Annotated in this window: 22 protein-coding genes; 18 read left to right on the top strand and 4 right to left on the bottom strand. The window is 72.2% G+C overall.

What is annotated here, in order from left to right; genetic code table 11:
* The first annotated feature begins 97 nt into the window (after positions 1-97).
* Genes ADK60_RS09105 through ADK60_RS09120 form a run of 4 tightly spaced genes read left to right on the top strand, consistent with a single transcriptional unit; the run spans position 98 to position 3,977 of the window.
* Positions 98-1,108, top strand: coding sequence for an ABC transporter permease (locus ADK60_RS09105; protein ID WP_030392717.1), 1,011 nt, complete (start codon positions 98-100; stop codon positions 1,106-1,108).
* A complete protein-coding gene (locus ADK60_RS09110) occupies positions 1,105-2,175 on the top strand; it encodes an ABC transporter ATP-binding protein (protein ID WP_045938956.1) in 1,071 nt (356 codons plus the stop codon). The genes ADK60_RS09105 and ADK60_RS09110 overlap by 4 nt, the downstream gene beginning before the upstream one ends.
* Before the next feature lie 34 nt (positions 2,176-2,209).
* Positions 2,210-3,274, top strand: a complete 1,065-nt coding sequence (locus tag ADK60_RS09115) for an ABC transporter ATP-binding protein (protein WP_045938955.1) — start codon at positions 2,210-2,212, stop codon at positions 3,272-3,274.
* Between the two features lie 43 nt (positions 3,275-3,317).
* A complete protein-coding gene (locus ADK60_RS09120; RefSeq protein ID WP_045938954.1) occupies positions 3,318-3,977 on the top strand; it encodes a trimeric intracellular cation channel family protein in 660 nt (219 codons plus the stop codon).
* Here ADK60_RS09120 and ADK60_RS09125 read toward each other — a convergent pair.
* Positions 3,913-4,713 carry an IclR family transcriptional regulator gene (locus tag ADK60_RS09125; RefSeq protein ID WP_053644719.1) on the bottom strand — a complete coding sequence of 267 codons (801 nt, stop codon included), beginning with the start codon at positions 4,711-4,713 and terminating at the stop codon, positions 3,913-3,915. The two genes, ADK60_RS09120 and ADK60_RS09125, sit on opposite strands and share 65 nt — an antisense overlap.
* A 293-nt stretch (positions 4,714-5,006) precedes the next feature.
* Between ADK60_RS09125 and ADK60_RS09130 the strand changes: the two genes are divergently transcribed.
* Positions 5,007-6,188: a cysteine desulfurase family protein gene (locus tag ADK60_RS09130; protein WP_045938952.1), complete on the top strand. Its 1,182-nt coding sequence runs from the start codon at positions 5,007-5,009 to the stop codon at positions 6,186-6,188.
* 97 nt (positions 6,189-6,285) lie between these two features.
* Complete coding sequence (gene mnmA, locus ADK60_RS09135) at positions 6,286-7,425, top strand: tRNA 2-thiouridine(34) synthase MnmA (RefSeq protein ID WP_053644721.1); 1,140 nt, start codon at positions 6,286-6,288, stop codon at positions 7,423-7,425.
* Here mnmA and ADK60_RS09140 read toward each other — a convergent pair.
* The 3 genes from ADK60_RS09140 to ADK60_RS09145 all read right to left on the bottom strand — a co-directional run bounded on the left by ADK60_RS09140 (position 7,415) and on the right by ADK60_RS09145 (position 9,535).
* Positions 7,415-8,590, bottom strand: a complete 1,176-nt coding sequence (locus tag ADK60_RS09140; protein WP_053644723.1) for a methyltransferase domain-containing protein — start codon at positions 8,588-8,590, stop codon at positions 7,415-7,417. The genes mnmA and ADK60_RS09140 overlap by 11 nt on opposite strands.
* Positions 8,587-8,727 (bottom strand): hypothetical protein, encoded by a 141-nt coding sequence (locus tag ADK60_RS45640; protein ID WP_199839623.1) that lies wholly within the window; start codon positions 8,725-8,727, stop codon positions 8,587-8,589. The genes ADK60_RS09140 and ADK60_RS45640 overlap by 4 nt, the downstream gene beginning before the upstream one ends.
* A gap of 226 nt (positions 8,728-8,953) precedes the next feature.
* On the bottom strand, positions 8,954-9,535 hold the full coding sequence (locus tag ADK60_RS09145; RefSeq protein WP_053644725.1) for an ATP-binding protein: 582 nt from the start codon (positions 9,533-9,535) through the stop codon (positions 8,954-8,956).
* Positions 9,536-9,710: 175 nt separating this feature from the next.
* On the opposite strand from ADK60_RS09145, the gene ADK60_RS09150 reads away from it, so the two are divergent.
* The 12 genes from ADK60_RS09150 to ligA all read left to right on the top strand — a co-directional run bounded on the left by ADK60_RS09150 (position 9,711) and on the right by ligA (position 23,049).
* Positions 9,711-10,832, top strand: a complete 1,122-nt coding sequence (locus tag ADK60_RS09150; protein ID WP_053644727.1) for a helix-turn-helix domain-containing protein — start codon at positions 9,711-9,713, stop codon at positions 10,830-10,832.
* A 13-nt stretch (positions 10,833-10,845) separates the two neighbouring features.
* The gene (locus ADK60_RS09155; RefSeq protein WP_053644729.1) at positions 10,846-11,418 is read left to right on the top strand and encodes an HD domain-containing protein; all 573 of its coding nucleotides are present in this window, start codon (positions 10,846-10,848) and stop codon (positions 11,416-11,418) included.
* A gap of 142 nt (positions 11,419-11,560) precedes the next feature.
* A complete protein-coding gene (locus ADK60_RS09160) occupies positions 11,561-12,133 on the top strand; it encodes a GNAT family N-acetyltransferase (RefSeq protein ID WP_234370999.1) in 573 nt (190 codons plus the stop codon).
* 73 nt (positions 12,134-12,206) lie between these two features.
* Positions 12,207-12,545, top strand: a complete 339-nt coding sequence (locus ADK60_RS43190; protein ID WP_159400362.1) for a hypothetical protein — start codon at positions 12,207-12,209, stop codon at positions 12,543-12,545.
* A complete protein-coding gene (locus ADK60_RS09165; protein ID WP_107094556.1) occupies positions 12,538-12,990 on the top strand; it encodes an NUDIX hydrolase in 453 nt (150 codons plus the stop codon). Before ADK60_RS43190 ends, ADK60_RS09165 begins: the two co-directional genes overlap by 8 nt.
* Positions 12,991-13,018: 28 nt before the next feature.
* Positions 13,019-13,222 carry a Uma2 family endonuclease gene (locus ADK60_RS09170; protein ID WP_053644737.1) on the top strand — a complete coding sequence of 68 codons (204 nt, stop codon included), beginning with the start codon at positions 13,019-13,021 and terminating at the stop codon, positions 13,220-13,222.
* A 57-nt stretch (positions 13,223-13,279) separates the two neighbouring features.
* Complete coding sequence (locus tag ADK60_RS09175) at positions 13,280-13,804, top strand: LOG family protein (RefSeq protein WP_045938950.1); 525 nt, start codon at positions 13,280-13,282, stop codon at positions 13,802-13,804.
* Between the two features lie 13 nt (positions 13,805-13,817).
* On the top strand, positions 13,818-14,507 hold the full coding sequence (locus ADK60_RS09180; protein WP_045938949.1) for an SDR family oxidoreductase: 690 nt from the start codon (positions 13,818-13,820) through the stop codon (positions 14,505-14,507).
* Positions 14,508-14,669: 162 nt separating this feature from the next.
* Positions 14,670-16,952 carry a right-handed parallel beta-helix repeat-containing protein gene (locus tag ADK60_RS09185; protein ID WP_159400363.1) on the top strand — a complete coding sequence of 761 codons (2,283 nt, stop codon included), beginning with the start codon at positions 14,670-14,672 and terminating at the stop codon, positions 16,950-16,952.
* Between the two features lie 204 nt (positions 16,953-17,156).
* Complete coding sequence (locus tag ADK60_RS41140) at positions 17,157-19,484, top strand: right-handed parallel beta-helix repeat-containing protein (RefSeq protein ID WP_063783098.1); 2,328 nt, start codon at positions 17,157-17,159, stop codon at positions 19,482-19,484.
* Positions 19,485-19,578: 94 nt separating this feature from the next.
* Positions 19,579-20,607 carry a methionine synthase gene (locus ADK60_RS09195; protein WP_107094557.1) on the top strand — a complete coding sequence of 343 codons (1,029 nt, stop codon included), beginning with the start codon at positions 19,579-19,581 and terminating at the stop codon, positions 20,605-20,607.
* A gap of 24 nt (positions 20,608-20,631) precedes the next feature.
* The gene (gene ligA / locus ADK60_RS09200) at positions 20,632-23,049 is read left to right on the top strand and encodes an NAD-dependent DNA ligase LigA (protein ID WP_079008181.1); all 2,418 of its coding nucleotides are present in this window, start codon (positions 20,632-20,634) and stop codon (positions 23,047-23,049) included.
* The last annotated feature ends 245 nt before the right edge of the window (positions 23,050-23,294 follow it).

A 23,294-nucleotide genomic window follows, 5' to 3' on the forward strand; every position in this document is an offset into this window, starting at 1 on the left:
CCTGGCTCCGCATCCCTGAAGGCAGGTGAAGGCAGCGGCAGGCCCGCCGCCGTCCGGAGGACCCCGGACGGCGGCGGGCGGCCGGAGCCGACCAACTGTGTTTGCCTACATCATCCGCAGGATCCTCGCCGCGGCGGTGCTGCTGCTGGTCGTCAGCGCGGTCACCTTCGCGATCTTCTTCCTGCTCCCGCGCCTCGCCGGCGAGACGGTCGACCAGCTGGCCACCCAGTACATCGGGAAGAACCCCTCTCCCGACGCGATCGCGGCGGTCAAGAAGAACCTCGGCCTCGACCAGCCGCTGTACACCCAGTACTGGAACTTCCTCAAGGGGCTGGTCAGCGGCGCCGAATACAAGTTCGGACCGGAACCGGCCACCTGCCACGTGCCCTGCTTCGGCTACTCCTTCAAGAACCACCTGGAGGTCTGGCCCGAGCTGTCCAAGCGGATCCCGGTCACGCTGTCGCTCGCCATCGGCGCGGCCACGCTCTGGCTGGTCTCCGGCGTCGCCACCGGCGTCGTCTCCGCCCTCAGGCCGCGCTCGATCTTCGACCGGATCTCGATGGGCATCGCGCTCGCCGGCGTCTCGCTGCCGGTCTTCTTCACCGGCGCGCTGCTGCTCACGGTGTTCAGCTACGAGTGGCCGATCCTGGACAACCTGCAGTACGTCAACTTCACCGACGACCCGCTGATGTGGGCCCGCAACCTGATCCTGCCCTGGATCTCGCTGGCCTTCCTCTACTCCGCGCTCTACGCCCGGCTCACCCGCGCCGGAATGCTGGAGACGATGAGCGAGGACTACATCCGCACCGCCCGGGCCAAGGGCCTGGCCGAGCGCAAGGTCGTCACCCGGCACGGACTGCGCGCCGCGCTCACCCCGATCGTCACCATCTTCGGCATGGACCTCGGTCTGCTGCTCGGCGGTGCGCTGATCACCGAGCAGGTCTTCTCGCTCCAGGGCGTCGGCCAGTTCGCCGTCCAGGCGATCTCCGACAACGACCTGCCGAAGATCCTCGGCACCACGCTGCTCGCCGCCTTCTTCATCGTCCTCTGCAACCTCGTGGTTGACCTCCTGTACGCCGCTGTCGACCCCCGAGTGAGGCTGTCGTGACCGAGCTCCAGAAGACCCCGGCCCGCGCGGCCGCCCCGGCCGGAGGGGACCCGTACCTCTCCGTCCGGGACCTGCGGATCCACTTCGACACCGACGACGGCCTGGTCCGCTCCGTCGACGGGGTCAGCTTCGACCTGGCCAAGGGCCGCACCCTCGGCATCGTCGGCGAGTCCGGCTCCGGCAAGTCCGTCACCTCGCTCGGCATCATGGGCCTGCACCGCTCCAAGCGGGCCCGGATCACCGGCGAGATCCGGCTCGACGGCGAGGACCTCGTCGCGGCCGGGCCGGACCGGGTCAGGGAACTGCGCGGCCGCCAGATGGCGATGATCTTCCAGGACCCGCTGACCGCGATGCACCCCTACTACACGGTGGGGCAGCAGATCGTCGAGGCCTACCGGGTGCACCACCCGCAGGCGAACAAGAAGCAGGCCCGCGCCCGCGCCGTCGAGATGCTCGACCGGGTCGGCATCCCGCAGCCCGACCGCCGGGTCGACGACTACCCGCACCAGTTCTCCGGCGGCATGCGCCAGCGCGCCATGATCGCCATGGCCCTGGTCAACGACCCCTCGCTGCTGATCGCCGACGAGCCCACCACCGCCCTGGACGTCACCGTGCAGGCGCAGATCCTGGACCTCATCCGGGACCTCCAGGAGGAGTTCGGCTCGGCCGTCATCATCATCACCCACGACCTCGGGGTGGTCGCCGAGCTCGCCGACGACATCCTCGTCATGTACGGCGGCAAGTGCGTCGAGCGCGGCCCGGCCGAGACCCTCTTCGACTCGCCGGAACACCCCTACACCTGGGGCCTGCTGGGCTCGATGCCGCGCCTCGACCGGGAGCTCCAGGAGCGGCTCGTCCCGGTCAAGGGCACCCCGCCCAGCCTGATCAACGTGCCGTCCGGCTGTGCCTTCCACCCGCGCTGCCCCTACGCGGCGCTGACCGGCGGGCGCTCCACCGAGGAGACCCCGGGGCTCACCGAGGTCGCGCCCGGCCACCACGCGGCCTGCCACCTCGCGCTCTCCGAGCGGCACCGCATCTTCACCGAAGAGATCGCGCCCCGGCTGTGAGCCCGGACTCGTACCACCTTTCTGGAGAGAACCGATGACGGACACCCAGGCGGCGACCATCCCCGCGCCGGCGCCCGCCCCGGATCGGCAGCCGCTGCTCCGGGTGACCGGCCTGACCCGGCACTTCCCCATCCACAGCGGCCTGATGCGGCGCCAGACCGGCGCCGTCCGGGCGGTCGACGGCATCGACTTCACGGTCAACGCCGGTGAGACCCTGGGCGTCGTCGGCGAGTCCGGCTGCGGCAAGTCGACCATGGGCCGGCTGGTCACCCGGCTCGACGAGCCGACCGCCGGGACGATCGAGTTCGAGGGCACCGACATCACCCACCTGGGCGTCGGGGCGATGCGACCGCTGCGCCGCGACATCCAGATGATCTTCCAGGACCCGTACTCCTCGCTGAACCCGCGGCACACCGTCGGCACCATCGTCGGCGCGCCGTTCCGGCTGCAGAAGGCCGAGCCCGAGGGCGGGACCAAGAAGGCCGTCCAGGAACTGCTGGAGCTGTGCGGGCTCAGCCCCGAGCACTACAACCGCTACCCGCACGAGTTCTCCGGCGGCCAGCGCCAGCGCATCGGCATCGCCCGGGCGCTCGCCCTGCGGCCCCGGATGATCGTCGCCGACGAGCCGGTCTCCGCCCTGGACGTCTCCATCCAGGCCCAGGTGGTCAACCTGCTCGACGACCTCCAGCGGGAACTCGGCCTGACCTACCTGATCATCGCGCACGACCTCTCGGTGGTCCGGCACGTCTCCGACCGGGTCGCCGTGATGTACCTCGGCAAGATCGTCGAGATCGCCGACCGGGACTCGCTCTACCGCAGCCCGATGCACCCGTACACCACCGCGCTGATGTCGGCCGTCCCGGTGCCCGACCCGCGCCGGCGCCAGCGCGGCGGGCGCGAGCGGATCCTGCTCAAGGGCGACGTGCCCTCGCCGATCAACCCGCCCAGCGGCTGCCGCTTCCGCACCCGCTGCTGGAAGGCCCAGGAGATCTGCGCGAGCCAGGAGCCGCCGCTCGTCGCGGCGACGGCCGGCCACCAGGTGGCCTGCCACTTCCCGGAGAACGCCGTCACCGGCGCCGGGGCGCCGGCCTCCGCCTGACCGGGCGGTCGGAGGGGAGGACCGGCCGGGTCACACTGGTGCGGTGACCTCGCAGATCTTCCCCTCCGACGTGCAGCAGTCGCTGGACCTCGTCGGCATCTTCGTCTTCGCCCTCTCCGGAGGGCTGCTCGCCGTCCGCAAGAACATGGACATCTTCGGCATCTGCGTCCTCGCCGAGGTCACCGCGCTCGGCGGCGGCGTGATGCGCGATCTCGTCATCGGCGCCACCCCGGTCGCCGCGTTCAGCAACCTCGGCTACTTCGTCACCCCGCTGCTCGCCGGGCTGGTGGTCTTCTTCCTGCACCCCGAGGTCGAGCGGATCAACCGCGCCGTGCAGACCCTCGACGCGCTCGGCCTCGGCCTGTTCTGCGTCACCGGCACCGCCAAGGCCCACGACTACGGGCTCGGCGCGGTCTCCTCGGTCGCCCTCGGCATGGTGACCGCCGCCGGCGGCGGGGTGATGCGCGACGTCCTGGCCGGCGAACTCCCCTCGCTGCTGCGCTGGGACCGCGAGATCTACGCCGTGCCGGCCCTCGTCGGCGCCGCCCTGGTCGCCGTGCTGATCGCCCTCGACAGCCTCACCGCCGCCACCGGCACCGCCGCCGCGCTGACCGCGTTCATCCTGCGGATGCTCGCCCTCAAGTACGGCTGGCGCGCGCCGCGGGCCTGGCACCGCAACGGTTCTCGCACCAGCGAGGAGTAGGCGAGCCGCCGTACGCCAGCGAGACCGCCTCCGCGGTGCAGAGCAGCTCCGGCACCAGCCGCAGCAGCTCGGCCGACGGCATCCGGTCGGCCGGCGCCGAGATCGCGCAGGCCGCGACCGCCCGCCCGTCGCTGCCCGCCACCGGTGCCGCCACGCAGGTGACCGCCTCCCGGTGCTCGGCCGACTCCGCCGCCCAGCCCCGGTGGCGCACCGCCGCCAGTTCGGCGGCCAGGGTGTCCGCCGCCGCACCGCTCGCCGCCGCACCGGTTGCCGTCGCACTGCTCGCCGTCGCACCGGTCGGGGGCAGCCCGGCCAGCAGCACCCGGCCGATCGCCGTCCCGGCGGCCGACGCCCGCCGCCCGATCCGGGTCGGCCGGCCCGGATCGGTGCTCCAGCGGCCGGCCAGCTCGTCCAGGTACAGCACCTCGTCGTCCTGCAGCACGGCCAGCTGCACGGTGCAGCCGCAGCGCTCGTTCAGCGCGGCCAGGTACGGGGCGGCGACCTGCCGGACGTCGATCTCCTGGAGCGCCCGTTGGGCCAGCGACAGCACCCGGCCGCCGAGCCGGTAGCGGCGGTCGGACAGCCGGTGCACGAAGCCGTGCTCCTCCAGGGTGCGCAGCAGCCGCAGGGCGGTGGACTTGTGCACCCCGATCGAGCCGGCGGCCTGCTCCAGGGTCACCGGTCCGTCGCCGAGCGAGCCGAGCAGGGTCAGCGCCCGATCGACCGACTGCGACATTGCGCTCCCCCGTTCCTGGTTCCGGCCGGGCCGCGTGGCGGTGGCCTTCGCGCCGGGTGGTGGTGGCCGTCCTGCCGGGTGGTGATGGCCGTCGGGCCGCGTGGCGATGGCCGTCCGGCCGCGTGCTGGTGGCCGTCAGGCTAACCGTTCGGGGGCCGAATCCCGTACCGGGGCTGCCCCGAGGGGCACCGCCCCGGTGACCGCCGTCCGGTGGCCGGATCGGTGCGGTGCTCCCGGCCGTGCCGGACACGCCGGTCCGGTGCAGGCCGGAGGGCCACTACAATCGCATGGTTATGCCATACCTGGACCATGCGGCGACCACGCCGATGCTGCCCGAGGCGATCGCCGCGATGACGGCACACCTGGGGGTCGTCGGCAACGCCTCCTCCCTGCACGCGGCCGGCCGCCGGGCCCGCCGGGTGGTCGAGGAGGCCCGCGAGTCGCTCGCCGAGTCGCTCGGCGCCCGGCCCAGCGAGATCGTCCTCACCGGCGGCGGCACCGAGTCCGACAACCTGGCGGTCAAGGGCCTGTACTGGGCCCGCCGCGGCGCCGACCCGGCCCGCACCCGGGTGCTGTGCAGCCCCGTCGAGCACCACGCGGTGCTGGACGCCGTGCACTGGCTCGCCGAGCACGAGGGCGCCACCGTCGACTACCTGCCGGTGGACGCGCTCGGCCGGGTGCACCCGGCGGCGCTGCGCGAGGCGATCGAACGCGACCCCGCCTCGGTCGCGCTGGTCACCGTCATGTGGGCCAACAACGAGGTCGGCACCGTCCAGCCGGTCGCCGAACTCGCCGCCGTCGCCGCCGAGTACGGCATCCCGATGCACGCCGACGCGGTGCAGGCGCTCGGCCAGGTGCCGGTCTCCTTCGCCGGCTCCGGACTCACCGCGCTCACCGTCACCGGCCACAAGATCGGCGGCCCGTTCGGCATCGGCGCGCTGCTGCTGTCGCGCGGCGCGACGCCCGTCCCGCTGCTGCACGGCGGCGGCCAGGAGCGCGACGTCCGCTCCGGCACCCTGGACGCGCCCGCCGCCGCCGGCTTCGCGGCCGCCGCGGCCATCGCCGTCGAACGCCGCGAGGAGCACGCCCTCGCCCTCGGCGGGCTGCGGGACGAACTGGTCGCGAGCGTGCTCGCCGCCGTCCCGGACGCGGTGCTCAACGGCGACCCGGCGGGGGAGGGGCGGCTGCCCGCCAACGCGCACTTCTCCTTCCCCGGCTGCGAGGGCGACGCGCTGCTGATGCTGCTCGACGCCCGGGGCATCGAGTGCTCCACCGGCTCGGCCTGCTCGGCCGGCGTCCCGCAGCCCAGCCACGTGCTGCTGGCGATGGGCGTCGACCCGCTGCTCGCCCGGGCCTCGCTGCGCTTCTCGCTCGGCCACACCTCCACCCGCGACGATGTCACCGCCCTCGCGGAGGCCATCGCCCCGGCCGTCCAGCGCGCCCGCAACGCCGGTCTCGCGGCCGTCCGGCGCTGAGCGGGAAGGCCGTCCGGTGCCGAGCGGGAAGGCCGTCCGGCGCTGAGCCGGAACCCCGGCGGAATGCCGGGCGGCACCACGTACGCTTGTTGTCATCATGACTGACTTCCCGGGTGCCCCGACCGCTCCGTCCCCCACCGGCCGCCTGCGTGTGCTCGCGGCGATGTCCGGCGGGGTGGACTCCGCCGTCGCCGCGGCCCGCGCGGTCGAGGCAGGCCACGAGGTGACCGGTGTGCACCTGGCCCTGTCCAGCAACCCGCAGTCCTTCCGCACCGGCGCGCGCGGCTGCTGCACCATCGAGGACTCCCGGGACGCCCGCCGCGCCGCCGATGTGATCGGCATCCCGTTCTACGTCTGGGACCTCGCCGAGCGCTTCCGCGAGGACGTCATCGACGACTTCGTGGCCGAGTACGCGGCCGGGCGCACCCCCAACCCGTGCCTGCGCTGCAACGAGAAGATCAAGTTCGCGGCGCTGCTGGACAAGGCGGTCGCCCTCGGCTTCGACGCCGTCTGCACCGGCCACTACGCCCGGATCGTCGACCGGCCGGACGGCGCCCGCGAACTCCACCGGGCCGTCGACGCGGCCAAGGACCAGTCCTACGTGCTCGGTGTGCTCGACGCCGACCAGCTCGCCCACTCGCTCTTCCCGCTCGGCGACACCACCAAGGACGTCATCCGCGAGGAGGCCGAGCGGCGCGGCCTGGCCGTCGCCAAGAAGCCCGACTCGCACGACATCTGCTTCATCGCCGACGGCGACACCCAGGGCTTCCTGGCCCGCCACCTCGGCACCGCCACCGGCGACATCCTGGACGTCGACGGCACCAAGCTCGGCGAGCACGACGGCGCCTACGGCTTCACCATCGGCCAGCGCAAGGGCCTGCGGATCGGCCGCCCGGCCGCCGACGGCAAGCCGCGCTACGTACTGGACATCTCGCCGGTGAACAACACCGTCACCGTCGGCCCGGTCGAGGGCCTCGACGTCACCGGCCTCACCGCGATCCGCCCCCGCTGGTGCGGCACCGAGCCCCTGGCCGACGGCCGCTACACCGCCCAGCTGCGCGCCCACGGCGAGGAGGTCCCGGTCAGCGCCTCGGTCACCGACGACACCCTCCGCGTCGACCTCGACACCCCCGCCCGCGGCATCGCCCCCGGCCAGGCCGTCGTCCTCTACGACGGCACCCGCGTCGTCGGCTCCGCCACCATCGCCACCACGGAACGCCCGGCCGTCAACGTCTGAGGACGACAGGGTTGGCGGGACCGTCCAGCCACACCCACTGCCGACCCGCGGTCATCGTCAGCCCGAACCGCTCCGCCCCGGGCCGGCCGTGCTCCTCCCACCAGCGGTGGGCCTCTTTCACCTCCTCCCAGAGCCGACGTGGGCCGTACTGCCAGACGGTGAAGCGCTTGGTGTCCTCGGAGCCGTCCCAGTCGACGGCGGCCCAGGAGGACGCGTCGGTGGTGGCGAGCCAGAGCCGAACCGCGACCCCGTCGACGTCCGGGTCATGCTGGCGGGCGTGCCAGACGTCCCCGAGACGGGAGCCGATGGCGAACTGGGCATCGTCGTCCTGCCCGGCCACCGTCCACGGGTCCAGCTCGGTCACCGACTCGTCCGGTACGTGCTCATCCCGCACCACGTCACGGAAGATCCGCAGGCCGGAACGGTGGCCGCGCATCAGCATGAACGCGCCGTACGGCAGGAACCAGCCCTCCGCACGTCCGTCGCGCACCGTCAGGCGGAGGGTCCCCCAGCCGATCCAGGGGTTGTCCCACGGTGTGAGGAGGACGCCGCCCGGACGCATCTGATCGAGCCATGCGGTCGGTACCCGGTTCACGGCGCAGGTGGAGATGATCCGGTCGAACGGTCGACCCGGGGGCCATCCGGCGCCACCGTCGGCGCAGACCACCTCGGGGTGGAGCCCGGACCGCGCGAGCGCGGTCCGGGCAGCGGTGGCCACCTGCGCGTCCACCTCGATCGTGGTCACCCGGGTGTCGCCGAGGCGGTGGGCGAGGAGGCCCGCGTTCCAGCCGGTGCCGCTCCCGATCTCCAGCACCTTCATGCCCTCGTGGACATCGAGGTCCTGGAGCATGCGGACGACGACCGACGGCATCGATGCCGACGACGACGGCCATACCTCACCGTCCACCGGCTCGGCCCCGTCGTTCACCTGCGTGACCACGGGCGCGTTCGCGTAGGCGGCGCTCAGCCAACCGGCGGGATCGTCGGCGCGGTTCAGCGGCTCGTTGTCCTCGCCGACCCAGATCAGGTCCGGGACGAACCGGTGCCGGGGGACGGCGGCGAGCGCCTCCACCCACTCGTCCGGGATCTCGTGCCCGAGCTCGCCGGTGACGGAGCGGAGCAGGCCGCGCAAGGCGGCCTGCTCCTCGTGCCGGGGGCGCGTCACTTCTTCTCGCCGCCCTTGTGCTTCGGCTCCGGTGCCGGTCGCGAGCCGTCCTTCGACGGCTTGTCCTTGCTGAAGTCCTTGGCCCCGCCGTGCTTCCCGTCGCCGGAGCTTCCGCCGTTACCGGTTCCCCATGCCATGGGTGTTCCCTTCTCTCGTTCCTGATGTGTGTTTGTCGCCGGGCACTGCTGCCCTGCCGTCGGCTGCGGCGCTACCGCTCCGGCGGCCGGGGCGTCGGCGGGTTCGCCGGCTTCGGCCGGGGCGGCCTCGGTTCGGGCGTGGACACAGCGGCACTCCTTTCGAGTCGGGGGAAAGCGAGGTTGTCGATCCCGCCCGCGCCGCCGACCCGGCGGCGCGGGCGGGAGTTCAGCGGACGCGGTTGATCAGCACCACAGCAGCCGCCACCACATGCAGCGCGGCCGCCACCGACACCCCGTAGGCAGCCCATACCCGTACGGGATCGGGGGTCGGAACGGGGCCGATCACGGCCCACACGCATTTGCCAACGGCGTTGGGCTCGTAGCCCGTCGATTCGGCGTAGGCGTTGATCAGCTCAAGGCCCCGCCCGGACTCGTCACCGAAGCCAGCCTTACGCATGACCGGGACCTCGGCGACGCTGTCCGTGACCGCAACGATGACGCGGTCGCCGTCGAGCCACATGTCGACATCGATCAGCCCGAGAGCGGGCCGTCCGTGCCGGCTCGCGTTGGTCACCAACTCGGTGAGGACCAGAACTGTGGCGAACACCTGGTCGTCGTCCGGGTCGAGCCCCCACGAGCGAATGACCTCGACGGCATTCCTGCGGAGGGTGGGGACGGCATTAGGCGCCCGATCAACCGCCCACGCGACCCGCTTCGCACCGATCGGAGTCTGAGGGCAGGGTTGCGACTTGCTGGTTGGCTCCTCGCACTCCGGCGTGCTTGCCCCGGGGAGGGGGATTGGACCCATCGCGGCACCTCCGAGGGGAAAATACGACGAACTCTCCGTCACCCGTTCGGGGAAGAGGGAGGCACCTCACGGGGGCCTCCGGCTAGCCTCGACCGGGACGACTACGACGGTAGAAGTTCGAAATCAGAACGTGCAGTGACTGTGGGTACGAGTACATCGGTGTGATCTCCCGAAGGTGGGGGTTCCTGTGCGATCCAGGTCGATTCAAACCCTGACTGCCAGTCGGCAAAGTTCGTGTCGCCCACGCTCGGGGGTTGTCTCCGGGTACGTCCTGCGGGTGGTACGCGAGCAACAGGGCCACACTCAGGAAGGATTCGCGGAGCAACTCGGAGTCTCGGCGGACACCATCGCGGGATGGGAGAGCGGTCGTAGGCCGCTCACTGCCGTGCCCGTCGGACAGATGCTCACGACCCGGCACCGGCTCATGCAACTGGGTGCTGCAGCTACTCTTCTCCACATCTTTGAACGCGCTCTTGAAGCGGATGTGCTCCTCGCTGGTGCGCTCGAAGGCGAGGCGCCGGTGACGGCAGGACCGCTTGGATCGATGGTGATGCAGCGTGACCTCGCCGAGGTCCTGGCATGGCCGCTCAACGGCCAAGCCCCCCGAGGTATTCGTGAGCTTCCAGCACCCGCCCGATCACGGCGAGGGCCTGCACCAGCCGGACCGGAGCTCTCCGGAGCCGAACGTGCCCGCTTCTTCGCCAACATGAGGCGCACCGCTGAGGAGTCTCGCGGAAGCGATCAGTTTCTGCTCCGCCGCCAGGCGCTCTACCTTGCCGGCCTCGACGACCGTGACGACACCGGCTCGTGGCTCGCCCATCAGCAGCGAACTGAAAGGCCGCGCGATTGGCTGAGCAACTGGCTCAACCTGCGCTCTGTTGCCATGGTCTGTGCTCGACACGGTGATCAGGACCGTCTGGCTTACTTCATCGACACTGCTCTTGCCGATGACGCCGGCGCAGCTGCGAACCTCAACTACTGGGCGTACTGGCTGGGTGAGCTTCCGCTTGAACTCTCCGACGGGTTCATCGTGGACTCGACGCCGGCTCCCTGGCCCGGACACAAGCTGCTTTCGCACCTGGCCAACGGTCTGAGCGTCGACCACGGCTACCTCGATCTGAACATCCACACGGTGTGGTCCCTGCTCCAGGTGCGGCCGAACCTGCTGCGCTCGGGAGTGGCGACAACTGTCCTGCGCGAACGGCTTCCCGTGATGTTGGATAGCGCTGAGGTTTCGACGCGGGCGCGGCGTGAGCTCGAAAGCGTTCGTTACGCAATTCGCCTCGCCGAGGCGTGAGAGGAGTCCGAGGGTGTCCGACGATCTGTCCCCGGTGGCGCGATTCCTGTTCGAGGCCGGGACGCTCAAGCACACCAAGCGCACCGGCTGGTGGATGGCCGGCGTCCGCGATCCCGAGTCGGTTGCCGAGCACTCCTGGCGGACCTCGCTCCTCGCGTCGATCATCGCCAAGCTCGAAGGCGCGGACCCCGCGCGGGCCGCGTTCCTCGCCACCTGGCACGACGTCGCGGAGACGCGGACCGGCGACGTGAACTACGTCGGGAAGAAGTACGCAACCAGCGCCGATGCGGAGGCGGTCACGGCCGACCAGGTCGCGGGCATGCCGGAGGTCCTGGCATCGACAGTGCGGGACCTCGTCGCCGAGTACGAGGCCAAGGAATCCCCCGAAGCGGTCTGCGCCAGGGATGCCGACAAGCTGGAGTGCATGATCCAAGGCGTCGAGTACCTGGCCCAGGGCTACGAGAACGCCCAGCGGTGGATCGACAACAGCCGCAGGCGGTTGACCACGAAGACCGCCAACGACCTGGCCGAAGCGATCCTGGCAACCGACTCGCTCGACTGGCTCCGCCACGCACTCGGGGAATAGTCGGTTGAATCGGCGGCCCACTGGAACCACGGAGCTGGTTCGTCTTGTCGACGGCCCGCAGTCAGCGGCGGTTGAGTGCCAGCTGAGGGAGGTGTTCGCGGAAGCTTTCGCTGAGCCTCCCTACGGCGAGGGGCTGGCCGACGTGGAGCGGGCGTTTCGGCGGTTCCGCTCCCAGGTACGTCGGCGGGGCTTCCGGGCGGCGATCGCGTTCGATGGCGACGTGGTCGTGGGGATGGCGTACGGGTACCCGCTGTCGGCGACCACCCGGTGGTGGGACACCCTGACCGACCCGGTGTCGAGCGAGCTCCGGCACGAGGACGGGAAGCGCACGTTCGGCCTCTTCGAGCTGGCGGTCCGGCCCGGGTGGCGCCGCCGAGGCGTCGCCACCCGGATGCACCACGCTCTCGTCGCGGGTCTCGACAACGCCCGGGTGATGCTCAACAGCCGACCGGAGGCGGCCGCCGCCCAGGCGGCCTACCTCTCCGTCCGGGTGCGCGGCTACGCCGTCACCATGCCCCTGGGCGGCGTCCCCGACTGGGACGCCGCCCTCGCCGTCCTGCGTGCCGACGCCCGGCGTGTCAAGCAGGAGCAGCTCCGCTGCGACGCGGGTAAGTCCGCACGCGCGGAGTCGGTCAGGTCCGCGCGTGCTGCTGCCGCAACCGCGCTGCGGCGAGAAGAGGTCCGCACGTGCGGATTCGGGCAAGTCCGCACGTGAAGGCTCGAAGCTCCGCACGTGCGGATTCAACCAGGAAGTCCCTTACCAGGCAGAGAAGATGGTTGCTGTTGTGGTGACAGGTACCACTTCGCGCGCGAGCGAGCAGCCCGCACCGCCCGACCCCACGGGCTGGGAGCGGATGACCGAGCACCTGCCGCCCGGCCTCCAGGAGTCCGCCCGCGCCGTCCCGAGTGACGACCTGCTGCGCCGGGTCACTGCCACGGCCATCGAGGCCGGCTGGGCCTCCCCGGGTTGGCTCGCCGCCCGCCTGGCGTCCCACCGGTCGGCGCAGGCCCCCGACGAGCCCACCCCTGCGGACCGTCTTGCCGCAGGTCTGGTCGCCGTCCTGGGTGTCCTCTCGGACCGACATGCCCAGGTGGGTCGGGGGTCGTATGCTCCAGCGCATGAGTGACCGCACCGGGAATCGCCGGTCAACGCCGCTCCACTCGGTGTCCGTCGCCGGGGTGGTGGTGCGGGAGGACGGCCGGGTGCTGGCGATCAGGCGGGCCGACAACGGGACCTGGGAGCCGCCGGGCGGAGTGCTGGAGCTGACGGAGGCGGTCGAGGACGGCGTCCGGCGCGAGGTGTTCGAGGAGACCGGGATCAAGGTCGGCGTGGAGCGGCTGACCGGCGTCTACAAGAACGTGAACCGCGGAATCGTCGCCCTGGTGTTCCGCTGCCGACCGGAGAGCGGGAGCGAGCGGCTCTCGGAGGAGTCGACCGCCGTCGCCTGGCTCGCACCGGCCGAGGTGTCCGACCGCATGGCCGAGGTGTACGCGGTGCGAGTGCTGGATGCGCTCCGGGACAGTGCCGCACCGGCCACGCGGTCCCATGACGGGCGGCAACTGCTCGGCTGACGGTCGCGAGTCGCCTGGAGGGCGTGGCGTGAAGCTGCACGACTACGCCGTGATGCAGATCCCGCTCTACCTGATCGTGGACCCGCGCGAGCGGACGGTGACGCTGTTCTCCGAGCCCGACCACGACCGCTACCACACCCGCACGGACCGGAAGTTCGGTGACGGGATCGGCATTCCGGAGCCGTTCGGCTTCACGCTGGACCTGGCGGTGCTCGTCCCGTACAAGGACTGAGGCGGCGGACAAACCCGGTGAGCGGGGGTGCGGGGGCGTGATAGACCGGGAAGCACTATGAATATCTGCGTCTTCTGCTCCGCGTACTCGCTCGACGACCGCTACTCGGCCCCCGCCGCCGAGTTCGCCCGGCTGCTCGGGGAGGGCGGGCACACCCTGGTGTGGGGCGGGTCGAACGCCGGGCTGATGGGGCTGCTCGCCGACGGGGTGAAGGCTGCCGGGGGGCGGCTGGTCGGCATCTCCGTCGAGTTCCTGAAGCACAAGGCGTACGACGGGGCCGACGAGCTGGTCACCACCGCCGACCTGGCCGAGCGCAAGGCGCAGCTGCTGATGCGCGCGGACGCGGTGGTGGTCCTGGTCGGCGGGCTGGGCACCCTGGACGAGGTGACCGAGGTGCTGGAGCTGAAGAAGCACGCGCTGCACGACAAGCCGGTGGTGGTGCTGGACACCGAGGGCTTCTACGCGGGGCTGCGCACCCAGCTGGAGCGGATGGAGGCCGAGGGCTTCCTGCCCCGCCCGCTGGGCGAGCTGATCACCTTCGCCGACGCCCCGGCCCAGGTCTTCGAACAGCTCAAGGGCTGAGAGGATCACGGTCATGGCCTCTCATCTGATCACTGGCGCCGGCTCCGGCATCGGCGCCGTCCTCGCCACCCGTCTCGCCGAGCGCGGGGACGAGCTCTGGCTGCTGGCCCGCGACGCCCGCCGCGCCGCCGAGCTGCGCGAGCGCTTCCCCGGCGCGCGGACCCTGGTCGGCGACCTCGCCGACCCGGCGAAGCTCTCCTGGGCCCTCGGGCACCAGACGCCGCCGGTCGAGCTGGACTCGCTGCTGCACGTGGCGGGCATGGTCGAGCTGGCCCCGGTCGGCGAACTGCCGGTCAAGGCCTGGCAGGAGACCCTGAACGTCAACCTGGTCGCCCCCGCCGAGCTGACCAGGCTGCTGCTGCCCTCGGTGCGGCTGGCCAAGGGCCATGTGGTGTTCGTCAACTCCGGTGCCGGGCTGCGGGCGAGCGCCGACTGGTCGGCGTACGCGGCGAGCAAGCACGGGCTGCGGGCCCTCGCCGACTCGCTGCGGCTGGAGGAGCACGGCAACGGCGTGCGGGTCACCTCGGTGTACCCGGGCCGCACTGCCACCGCGATGCAGGTCAAGGTGCACCAGCAGGAGGGCCGGGTGTACGACGCCGGCCAGTGGATCGAGCCGGAGTCGGTGGCGAAGGCGGTCCTGGCGGCGCTGGACGCCTCCCGGGACGCGGAGATCACCGACATCACCGTCCGCCCGGGGCGGTAGGAGGTCCACGAACGGGGCGCCGGCAGGTCCGGCGCCCCGGCTTTTCGGCGGGGGAACCGTGAAGGCGCGAAGGTCGTCCTTGGGTTCGTCCGTTCGTCCTCGGCCTGTCCGGGTGCAGAGGATTGACATGTTGTCAGGCCGTCGGCCTGTCAGGGGGGTTCCATGTCCAGAATTCGCACGACACTTGCGGTCGGCGTGACGCTGCTCGGAACGGTCGGCCTGCCGGCCGTCGCGACGAGCGGCGCGCAGGCGGCCGCCACCACTCTTTACGTCAACAACTCGGCCAAGGCCGCCTGCGCCGACGACGGCACGGGCACCCTGGCCCGGCCCTACTGCACGGTGGCCGCCGCGGCCGCCGCGGCCCGGCCCGGCCAGACGGTCCAGATCGCCGACGGCACCTACGTCGAGCCCGTGACCGTCGACCACTCGGGCACGGCCGAGGCACCCATCACCTTCCGCGGCCCGACGGCCGGACAGCCCGCGCCGTACAACTCGGGCTGGGCCTACCTCGGCACCTCCGACAAGCCCGGCGGGGGGCTCACCGTCAAGGGGGCCCAGCACGTCCGGTTCGAGCTGCTGAAGGTTCTGACCGGACCGCAGAACACGGCCGTGCTCGTCGACGGCTCGCGCGACGTGTCCTTCTCGGAGGTCGGTCTGGCCGGCGGCCCGGCGCTGCGGGTCACCAACGGTTCCGAGCGGGTCAGTGCCGTCCGCAGCGGCTTCTCCGACATCACGGTGGACGGCGGCTCGACCGGGACCCTGCTCAGCACCAACACGGCCGGCTCCGTCCGGGTCGACGGCGCCCCGGGCACCGTCGTCGTGAGCAACACCCTCGGGGACTGCTCGAAGGGCCTCGTCCTGACCGGTGCCTCCGCCGGCACCACGGTCGAGAACAACGTCATCAACACCGTGAACGAGCGCGGCGACCGCTGCGACGCGAGCACCCCGGCCGTCGGCATCACCGTCGACCGGAGCGCCACGGCCGGTCTGAAGCTCGACTACAACGTGGTCGACTCGCGCAGCGGGTCGGCCGCCTACGACTGGGCCGGCACCGGCTACACGGACCGGGCGGCCTTCACGGCGGCCAGCGGACAGGGCGCCCACGACTTCGTCGAGCCCACGTCCAGGGACGCGCGGAACCGGCCCGACGCGCCCAAGCACCAGTTCGACTCGGCCGACGAGAACGCGCCCGGCATGCTGACCGTCGACCTCAAGGGGAACACGGCGCAGGACGACCCGACGGTGCCCAACACCGGTACCGGCAGCGGAATCCGCGACCGGGGCGCGTACGAGGACCGGACCGGCGGCAGCGCGTACACGCCGGTGGGCCCGGTGCGGCTGCTGGACACCCGGGCGCCGATCGGGGTCCCGCAGGCGCGGGCCGTGGCGCCGGGGGAGACGGTCAACCTGCCGGTCACGGGCGTGGCCGGGGTGCCGGCCGACGGTGTGACGGCCGTGACGATGACCGTCACCGCGACCGAGCCGACGCGGGACGGCGACCTCGCGGTACGCCCGTTCGGCTACGCCTGGTCGAGTCCCTCCTCGATGATCGACGAGAGGGCGACCACCTCCACCCTGAACTGGGTCGCGGGCCGGACGGTCCCGAACCAGGTGACGGTGCCGGTGAAGGACGGCAAGGTGTCGTTCTACAACCACTCCGGCGGCACCGTGCACGTGATCGCGGACCTGGCGGGCTACTACAGCACCAAGGGTGCCCTCTTCCAGCCGCAGGACCCGGTCCGGGTGCTGGACACCCGGGAGCCGATCGGGGTACCGCAGGTCCAGGCCGTCCCGGCCTTCGGCACGCTGGAGCTGCCGGTCGCGGGCGCGGCCGGGGCCACTGCCGTGACGATGAACGTGACGGTCACCGAGCCGGAGCAGGAGGGGCACCTGACCGTCTACCCGCACGGTGACGCCGCGCCGAACACCTCGAACCTGAACTGGACGGCGGGCCGGACCGTCGCCGGCCTGGTGACGGTGCCGGTGAAGGACGGCAAGGTGTCGTTCTACAACCACTCCGGCGGGACGGTGCACCTGGTCGCCGACCTGAGCGGCCACTACGGCGCCGACGGGCGGGCCGCCTACTACCCCTCCGGCCCGTCGCGGATCATGGACACCCGGGAGTACTGGAGCCGCCCGCAGTACCGCTTGCCGGCTGTCGTTCCGGCCTGGGGTTCCGTCACCGTCTACCCGTCCTGGGGCAGCTACCCGGCCGACGTGACCCTGAACGTCACCGTGACCGAGCCGGGTGCCGAGGGGCATCTCAAGGCGTACTCGGCGGGCAGCCCGAACGACACGTCCGTCCTCAACTTCGCGCCCGGCGACACCGTCGCCAACCAGGTCGTGGTGCCGATGAAGAACGGCAGCGACCAGGTCACCTTCTACAACGCCAGCGGCGCGCCGCTGCACCTCGTGGTCGACCGCTACGGCGTCGAGCGCTACTGACCGGTCCCACCCGGCCCGCCCCACCTCGCGGCCCCGCCACCGAGCGCTCGTGCTCGGTGGCGGGGCCGCTGCGCTGGGGCGTGCGGGTGGAGTGCGGGCCTCCGTGGTTCGGGGGCGGCCGTCCGTGGCATCATCCGTGCGTCCTCCGGGGCCGACCGGGACCGGAGGACGGGACACGGCACCGGGCCCGTCAGGGGGAGTTCCATGCACAGCATCCGAACCAGCATCCGCACCGGACTTCGCACCAGGCTTCGCACCGCGCTGGTCGTCGGCGCGACACTGCTCGGGACGGTCGGCCCGCCGGCCGTCGGCGCGGGCGGCGCGCAGGCCGCCGTCACCACGCTCTACGTCGACATCACCTCGGCCGGCTGCGCCGACGGCGGCCCCGGCACCCGGGCCGTCCCGTACTGCCACGTGGCCGCCGCGGCGGCGGTGGCCGGGCCGGGACAGACGGTCGAGATCGCCAGGGGCGAGTACGAGGAGACCGATCTGACGATCACCCGCTCCGGTACGGCCGGGTCGCCGATCACCTTCCGTGGTCCGTCGCCGTACGAGCCGGGCTACGGCGGCAGCGCCGTGATCGGCTCCTCCGCCCACCCCGGCGGCGGCCTCACCGTCCGGGGCGCCCGCTACGTCGTGTTCGAGTACCTGGAGGTCGAGGCGGCCGCCGGCCGGCCGGTGGTGCTGGCCGACGGGGCGCGGGACGTCTCGTTCACCGGGGTCAGCGGCACCGGCGGCACCGGTGTGCGGGTCACCGGCGGTTCCGAGCGGGTCCGTTACGCCCGGGCCAGCGTCCATGGCGCGCAGGGGCCGGTGGTCACGGTGGACGGCGGCTCCACCGGGACCGTCGTCAGCACGAACTCCATCATCTCCAGCACCGGCGAGGACCACGCGTCCGTCCTGGTCGACAGCGCCCCGAACACCGTGGTGGTCGGCAACAGCACCCTCGGGTCCTGCTCCCCGGGCATCGTGCTGACCGGGGCCTCGGTCGGGGCCACGGTCGAGAACAACGCGGTCAACGCGGGACGCGACATCGATTCGCCGTGCGACACCTGGAGTTACCGGGCGACCGGCATCACGGTCGCCGCGAGCGCCGTCGCCGGGACGAAGGTGGACTACAACGTCGTCGACTCGCGCAGCGGCGGCACCCCCTACAAGTGGGCCGGCACCGAGTACGCCGACCAGCCGTCGTTCACGGCGGCCGGCGGTCAGGGCGCCCACGACTTCGTGTCGCCGACGACCTTCTGGCGGGGGCCGAACGAGCCGCTCAACCACCTGATCGACTCGGCCGACGAGAACGCCCCCGGCATGCTCGCCACCGACCGCCAGGGCAGGACCCCGGTGGACGACCCGACGCTGCCCAACACCGGTACCGGCCACGGCACTCGGGACCGGGGCGCGCAGGAGTTCCTCGGGGTGGGCAGTGCGTACACGCCCGCGGGCCCGGTGCGGCTGCTGGACACCCGCTCGGCGATCGGGGTCCCGTCCGCGCAGGCGGTGCCGGCCGGGGGGACGCTCGACCTGGCGGTCACGGGGGTGGCCGGGGTCCCGGCGACCGGTGTCACCGCGGTGACGATGACCGTGACGGCGACCGAGCCGACGCGGGACGGCGACCTCACGGTCTACCCGCACGGCCAGGACCGGCCGGGCGCCTCCACCCTGAACTGGGTCGCGGGCCGGACGGTTCCGAACCAGGTGACGGTGCCGGTGAAGGACGGCAAGGTGTCGTTCTACAACCACTCCGGCGGGACCGTGCACGTGATCGCCGACCTGGCGGGCTACTACGGCGTCACGGGCGAGCTCTTCCACCCGCAGGGCCCGACCCGGGTGCTGGACACCCGGGCGCCGATCGGGGTGCCGCAGGCCCGGGCCGTCCCGGCCTTCGGCACGCTGGAGCTGCCGGTCGCGGGTGCGGCCGGGGCCACGGCCGTGACGATGAACGTGACGGTCACCGAGCCGGAGCAGGACGGCCATCTGACGGTCTACCCGCACGGTGGCGCGGCGCCGGACACCTCGAACCTGAACTGGACGGCCGGTAGGACTGTCGCCAACCTGGTGACGGTGCCGGTGAAGGACGGCAAGGTGTCCTTCTACAACCGCTCCGGCGGCACCGTGCACCTGATCGCCGACCTGGCCGGCCACCACAGCGCCGAGGGCCGGATCGCGTTCTACCCGGGCGGGCCGACCCGGATCATGGACACCCGGCTGAGCTGGGGGCGTCCCTACTACCGCCCGGCGGGCACCGTCCCGGCCTGGGGCTCCCTGACCGTCTTCGCGGGCGCGGGGAGCTACCCGGCCTCGGCCACCCTGAACGTCACGGTGACCGAGCCGGGGGCCGCGGGCCACCTCACGGCGTACTCCGGCGTCGGACCGGTCCCGGACACCTCCACGCTCAACTTCGAGGCCGGGCAGACCGTCGCCAACCAGGCCGTGGTCCCGGTCGATCCGGCCAACAGGACGGTCGTGCTCCACAACGCCAGCGGTGCGCCGGTGCACCTCGTGGTCGACGACAGCGGCAGCGAGAGCTACTGACCGCCACCCGGCCCGCACCCTCCGGCGGCCCCGCCACCGAGCCCCGCGCCCGGTGCCGGGGCCGTCGGCGTTCCCGACCCCATAGGCTTCGGCCGTGAGCAACGGACTTCCCTTCCCCGAACTGGTCGGCGCCGCCACCGGCGTCGGATCGCTGCCCGGCACCGACGCCCGGGAGGCCGCCCGGACCTCCACCGGCGCGCTGGAGCACCTGCCGTTCCTCCCCGAACTCCCCGCCCGGGGGCCGGGCGCCGACATGATCGGCCGTTCCGCCGGCCTCCTGGTCGAGCTGTTCGCGCAGACCGAGCCGAGCGGTTGGCGCTTCGCCGACCGTCCGGGCCGGGACACCCGGCGGGCCCACTCCTGGCTGGGCGAGGACCTCGACGCGATGGAGGAGTTCACCCAGGGCTACACCGGCGCGCTCAAGGTGCAGGCGGTGGGGCCGTGGACGCTGGCGGCCTCGATCGAGCTCAAGTACGGCGAGAAGGCGCTCGCCGACCCGGGCGCCTGCCGGGACATCGCCGGTTCGCTCACCGAGGGCCTGCGCCGCCACCTCGCCGAGGTCCGCCGCCGGGTGCCCGGGGCGGAGCTGGTGCTCCAGCTCGACGAGCCCTCGCTGCCCGCCGTGCTGTCCGGCGAGGTGCGGACCGCGAGCGGTTTCCAGCGGCTGCGCTCCGTCGACCGGCAGCGCGCCGAGGAGGCGCTGCGGGACGTGATCGGCGCCCTGGACGCACCCGTGGTGGTGCACTGCTGCGCGCCCCGGGTGCCGCTGCCGCTGCTGCGCCGGGCCGGGGTCGCCGGTGTCTCGCTGGACTTCTCGCTGCTGACCGAGCGTGAGGACGAGGAGTTCGGCGAGGCGATCGACGCCGGCACCGTGATCCTCGCGGGCGTCGTCCCCTCCACCGAGCGGGCGCTCGCTCAATCAACGGCACTGTCGGACCCGGCCGGTAGTGTCCAGGGTGTCAGGGCGTTGTGGCGCAGGCTCGGGTTCTCCCCGGAGCTGCTGGGCCGCCGTGTACTGGTGACGCCGACCTGCGGGCTGGCCGGGGCCTCCCCGGACTTTGCCCGTCGGGCGCTGTCACTCAGTGTGAACGCGGCCCGGAGCCTGGTGGACAACCCGGAATGAGAGATTGACGGAGGGCTTGCGGTGGTGGCTGTCGAGGGCTGGGAGGACGTTCCGGCGGAGGTGCGCAAGCGGCACGCCGAGCTGGCCGCCGAGATCACGGACCACCGGGCCCGGTACTACGAGCAGGACGCTCCGGTCGTCAGTGACGCCGAGTTCGACGCGCTGATGCGCGAGCTGGAGGGGCTGGAGGCGGAGCACCCCGCCCTGGTCACCCCGGAGTCGCCCTCGCAGCGGGTCGGCGGCGCACCGACCCTGCTGTTCGCCCCGGTCGAGCACCGGGAGCGGCTGCTCAGCCTGGACAACGCGATGGACGACGAGGAGCTCGCCGCCTGGGCCGAGCGGGTCGCCGGCGAGCTGGCCGGGATCGACCACCACTACCTGTGCGAGCTCAAGGTGGACGGCCTGGCCGTCAACCTCACCTACGAGAACGGCCAGTTGACGCAGGCCGCGACCCGGGGCGACGGCCGGGTCGGCGAGGACATCACCGCCAACGTCCGCACCATCGAGGCGATCCCGCACCGGCTCACCGGCGACAACGTGCCCGAGCTGGTCGAGATCCGCGGCGAGGTCTACTTCCCGACCGAGGCCTTCGAGGGGCTCAACGCCTCCTTCGCGGAGGAGAACGAGCGCCGCCGGCTGGAGAACGAGGAGCGCGCCAAGGAGGGCAAGCGGCCCCGGGCGATGATCCGGCTGTTCATGAACCCGAGGAACGCCGCGGCCGGCTCGCTGCGCCAGAAGGACCCGCTGATCACCGCCTCCCGTCCGCTGCGGATGGTGGTGCACGGCATCGGCGCCCGGGTCGGCTTCGACATCGACAACCAGTCGCACGCCTACGACCTGCTGCGCGGCTGGGGCCTGCCCACGGCCCGGCACAACCGGGTGGTCGGCACGCTGGCGGAGGTGCGGGAGTTCATCGCGCACTTCGGCGAGCAGCGGCACTCGGTCGAGCACGAGATCGACGGCGTGGTCGTCAAGGTGGACGAGATCGCCCTGCAGGGCCGGCTCGGCTCCACCTCGAAGTCCCCGCGCTGGGCGATCGCCTGGAAGTACCCGCCGGAGGAGGTCACCGGGAAGCTCGCCGCGATCAAGGTCGGGATCGGCCGCACCGGCCGGGCCACCCCGTACGCGGTGCTGGCCGAGCCGGTGAAGGTGGCCGGTTCGATGGTGCAGTACGCGACCCTGCACAACCAGGACGTGGTCAAGGCCAAGGACGTCCTGCTCGGCGACACCGTGGTGCTGCGCAAGGCCGGCGACGTGATCCCGGAGATCCTCGGCCCGGTGTACGACCTGCGGGACGGCAGCGAGCAGGCGTTCGTGATGCCCTCGCACTGCCCCGAGTGCGGCACCGGGCTGCGGCCGATGGCGGAGGGGGACATCGATCTGCGCTGCCCCAACGCCCAGTTCTGCCCGGCCCAGATCCGGGAGCGGATCGCCTTCCTCGGCGGGCGCTCGGCGCTGGACATCGAGGGCCTCGGTTATGTCGCCGCCACCGCGCTGACCCAGCCGTTGGAGCCGGCCGAGGCGCCGGTGGGGAACGAGGGCGACATCTTCGGTCTGACGGTGGAGCGGCTGCTGCCGATCAAGGTGCTGGTGCGCGACCAGAAGACCGGTATGCCGAAGCTGGACGACGAGACCGGCGAGGAGAAGGAGGTGTTCTTCTTCGCCACCACCGCCGGTGCGCCGAAGAAGAACACCGGGCTGATGCTGGAGAACATCGAGAAGGCCAAGGACCGCCCGCTCTGGCGCTTCCTCAACGGCCTCTCGATCCGGCACGTCGGCCCGGTCGCCGCCCAGGACCTGGCCCGGGAGTTCCGCGACCTGGACGCGATCTTCGCGGCGAGCGAGGAGCGGCTGGCCGCCACCGAGGGGGTCGGCGCGGGCACCGCGCGCTCGATCGTCGAGTGGTACCAGGTGGACTGGCACCGGGAGATCGTCGAGAAGTGGCGTGCGGCCGGGGTCCGGTTCACCGAGGAGGCCACCGAGGAGGAGGGCGAGCGCCCCCTGGAGGGGCTGACCGTCGTGGTCACCGGAACGCTGGCCGGGCACACCCGGGACGGCGCCAAGGAGGCGCTGACCTCGCGGGGTGCGAAGGTGACCGGTTCGGTGTCGAAGAAGACCCACTTCGTGGTCGCTGGTGACAACCCCGGGTCCAAGTACGACAAGGCAGTTCAGCTGGGGCTGCCGGTCCTCGACGACGCGGGCTTCACGATCCTGCTGGAGCAGGGCTCGGCCGCCGCCCGGGTCCACCTGGGGCTGCCGGCGGAGCCGCCGGAGGAGCCGGCGAAGAAGGCGCCGGCCCGGAAGAAGGCCGCCGCCAAGAACGCCGCCGAGGACGGTGAAAGTGCTGCCGCGGCGAAGGATCCCGAGGTGGGGGCACCGGCCGTCGCCGGGACCGCCGGCGAGGCCGCCGCGGAGCCCGTCGAGGAGGGCGCCGAGGGCTGACCCCGCGCGCGGAAGCCCCGAATCCGGCTTGTTATCGTCCTGATGCAACGTCATCGGGTGCCGCACAGTGTTAGCGGGCATCGTGACACTGTGCGGCACCCAGCGCGGTGGCGTATGTCCGGTTGTCCGAAAGTCTGCCCGTCGGGTGAAGCCGCGCATACCCTGGAGCGCAACAGAGTGTCAGCAGGGGTGGGGGTACCGGCCGAGCCGGACTCCGCGGGGCCGCTCCATGCCTGGCAGGCTGC

The organism is Streptomyces sp. XY431, from assembly GCF_001279805.1.
In the GTDB taxonomy this organism is placed as follows: Bacteria; Actinomycetota; Actinomycetes; order Streptomycetales; family Streptomycetaceae; genus Kitasatospora; species Kitasatospora purpeofusca.

What these genes read in the sequence shown, in the direction of transcription:
- ADK60_RS09115 (WP_045938955.1), top strand. Translation starts at nt 2,210, where the DNA reads ATGACGGACACCCAGGCGGCGACCATCCCCGCGCCGGCGCCCGCCCCG.
- ADK60_RS09175 (WP_045938950.1), top strand. Translation starts at nt 13,280, where the DNA reads ATGAATATCTGCGTCTTCTGCTCCGCGTACTCGCTCGACGACCGCTAC.
- ADK60_RS09130 (WP_045938952.1), top strand. Translation starts at nt 5,007, where the DNA reads ATGCCATACCTGGACCATGCGGCGACCACGCCGATGCTGCCCGAGGCG.
- ADK60_RS09165 (WP_107094556.1), top strand. Translation starts at nt 12,538, where the DNA reads ATGAGTGACCGCACCGGGAATCGCCGGTCAACGCCGCTCCACTCGGTG.
- ADK60_RS41140 (WP_063783098.1), top strand. Translation starts at nt 17,157, where the DNA reads ATGCACAGCATCCGAACCAGCATCCGCACCGGACTTCGCACCAGGCTT.
- ADK60_RS09180 (WP_045938949.1), top strand. Translation starts at nt 13,818, where the DNA reads ATGGCCTCTCATCTGATCACTGGCGCCGGCTCCGGCATCGGCGCCGTC.
- ADK60_RS45640 (WP_199839623.1), bottom strand. Translation starts at nt 8,727, where the DNA reads ATGGCATGGGGAACCGGTAACGGCGGAAGCTCCGGCGACGGGAAGCAC.
- ADK60_RS09145 (WP_053644725.1), bottom strand. Translation starts at nt 9,535, where the DNA reads ATGGGTCCAATCCCCCTCCCCGGGGCAAGCACGCCGGAGTGCGAGGAG.
- mnmA (WP_053644721.1), top strand. Translation starts at nt 6,286, where the DNA reads ATGACTGACTTCCCGGGTGCCCCGACCGCTCCGTCCCCCACCGGCCGC.
- ADK60_RS09125 (WP_053644719.1), bottom strand. Translation starts at nt 4,713, where the DNA reads ATGTCGCAGTCGGTCGATCGGGCGCTGACCCTGCTCGGCTCGCTCGGC.
- ADK60_RS09185 (WP_159400363.1), top strand. Translation starts at nt 14,670, where the DNA reads ATGTCCAGAATTCGCACGACACTTGCGGTCGGCGTGACGCTGCTCGGA.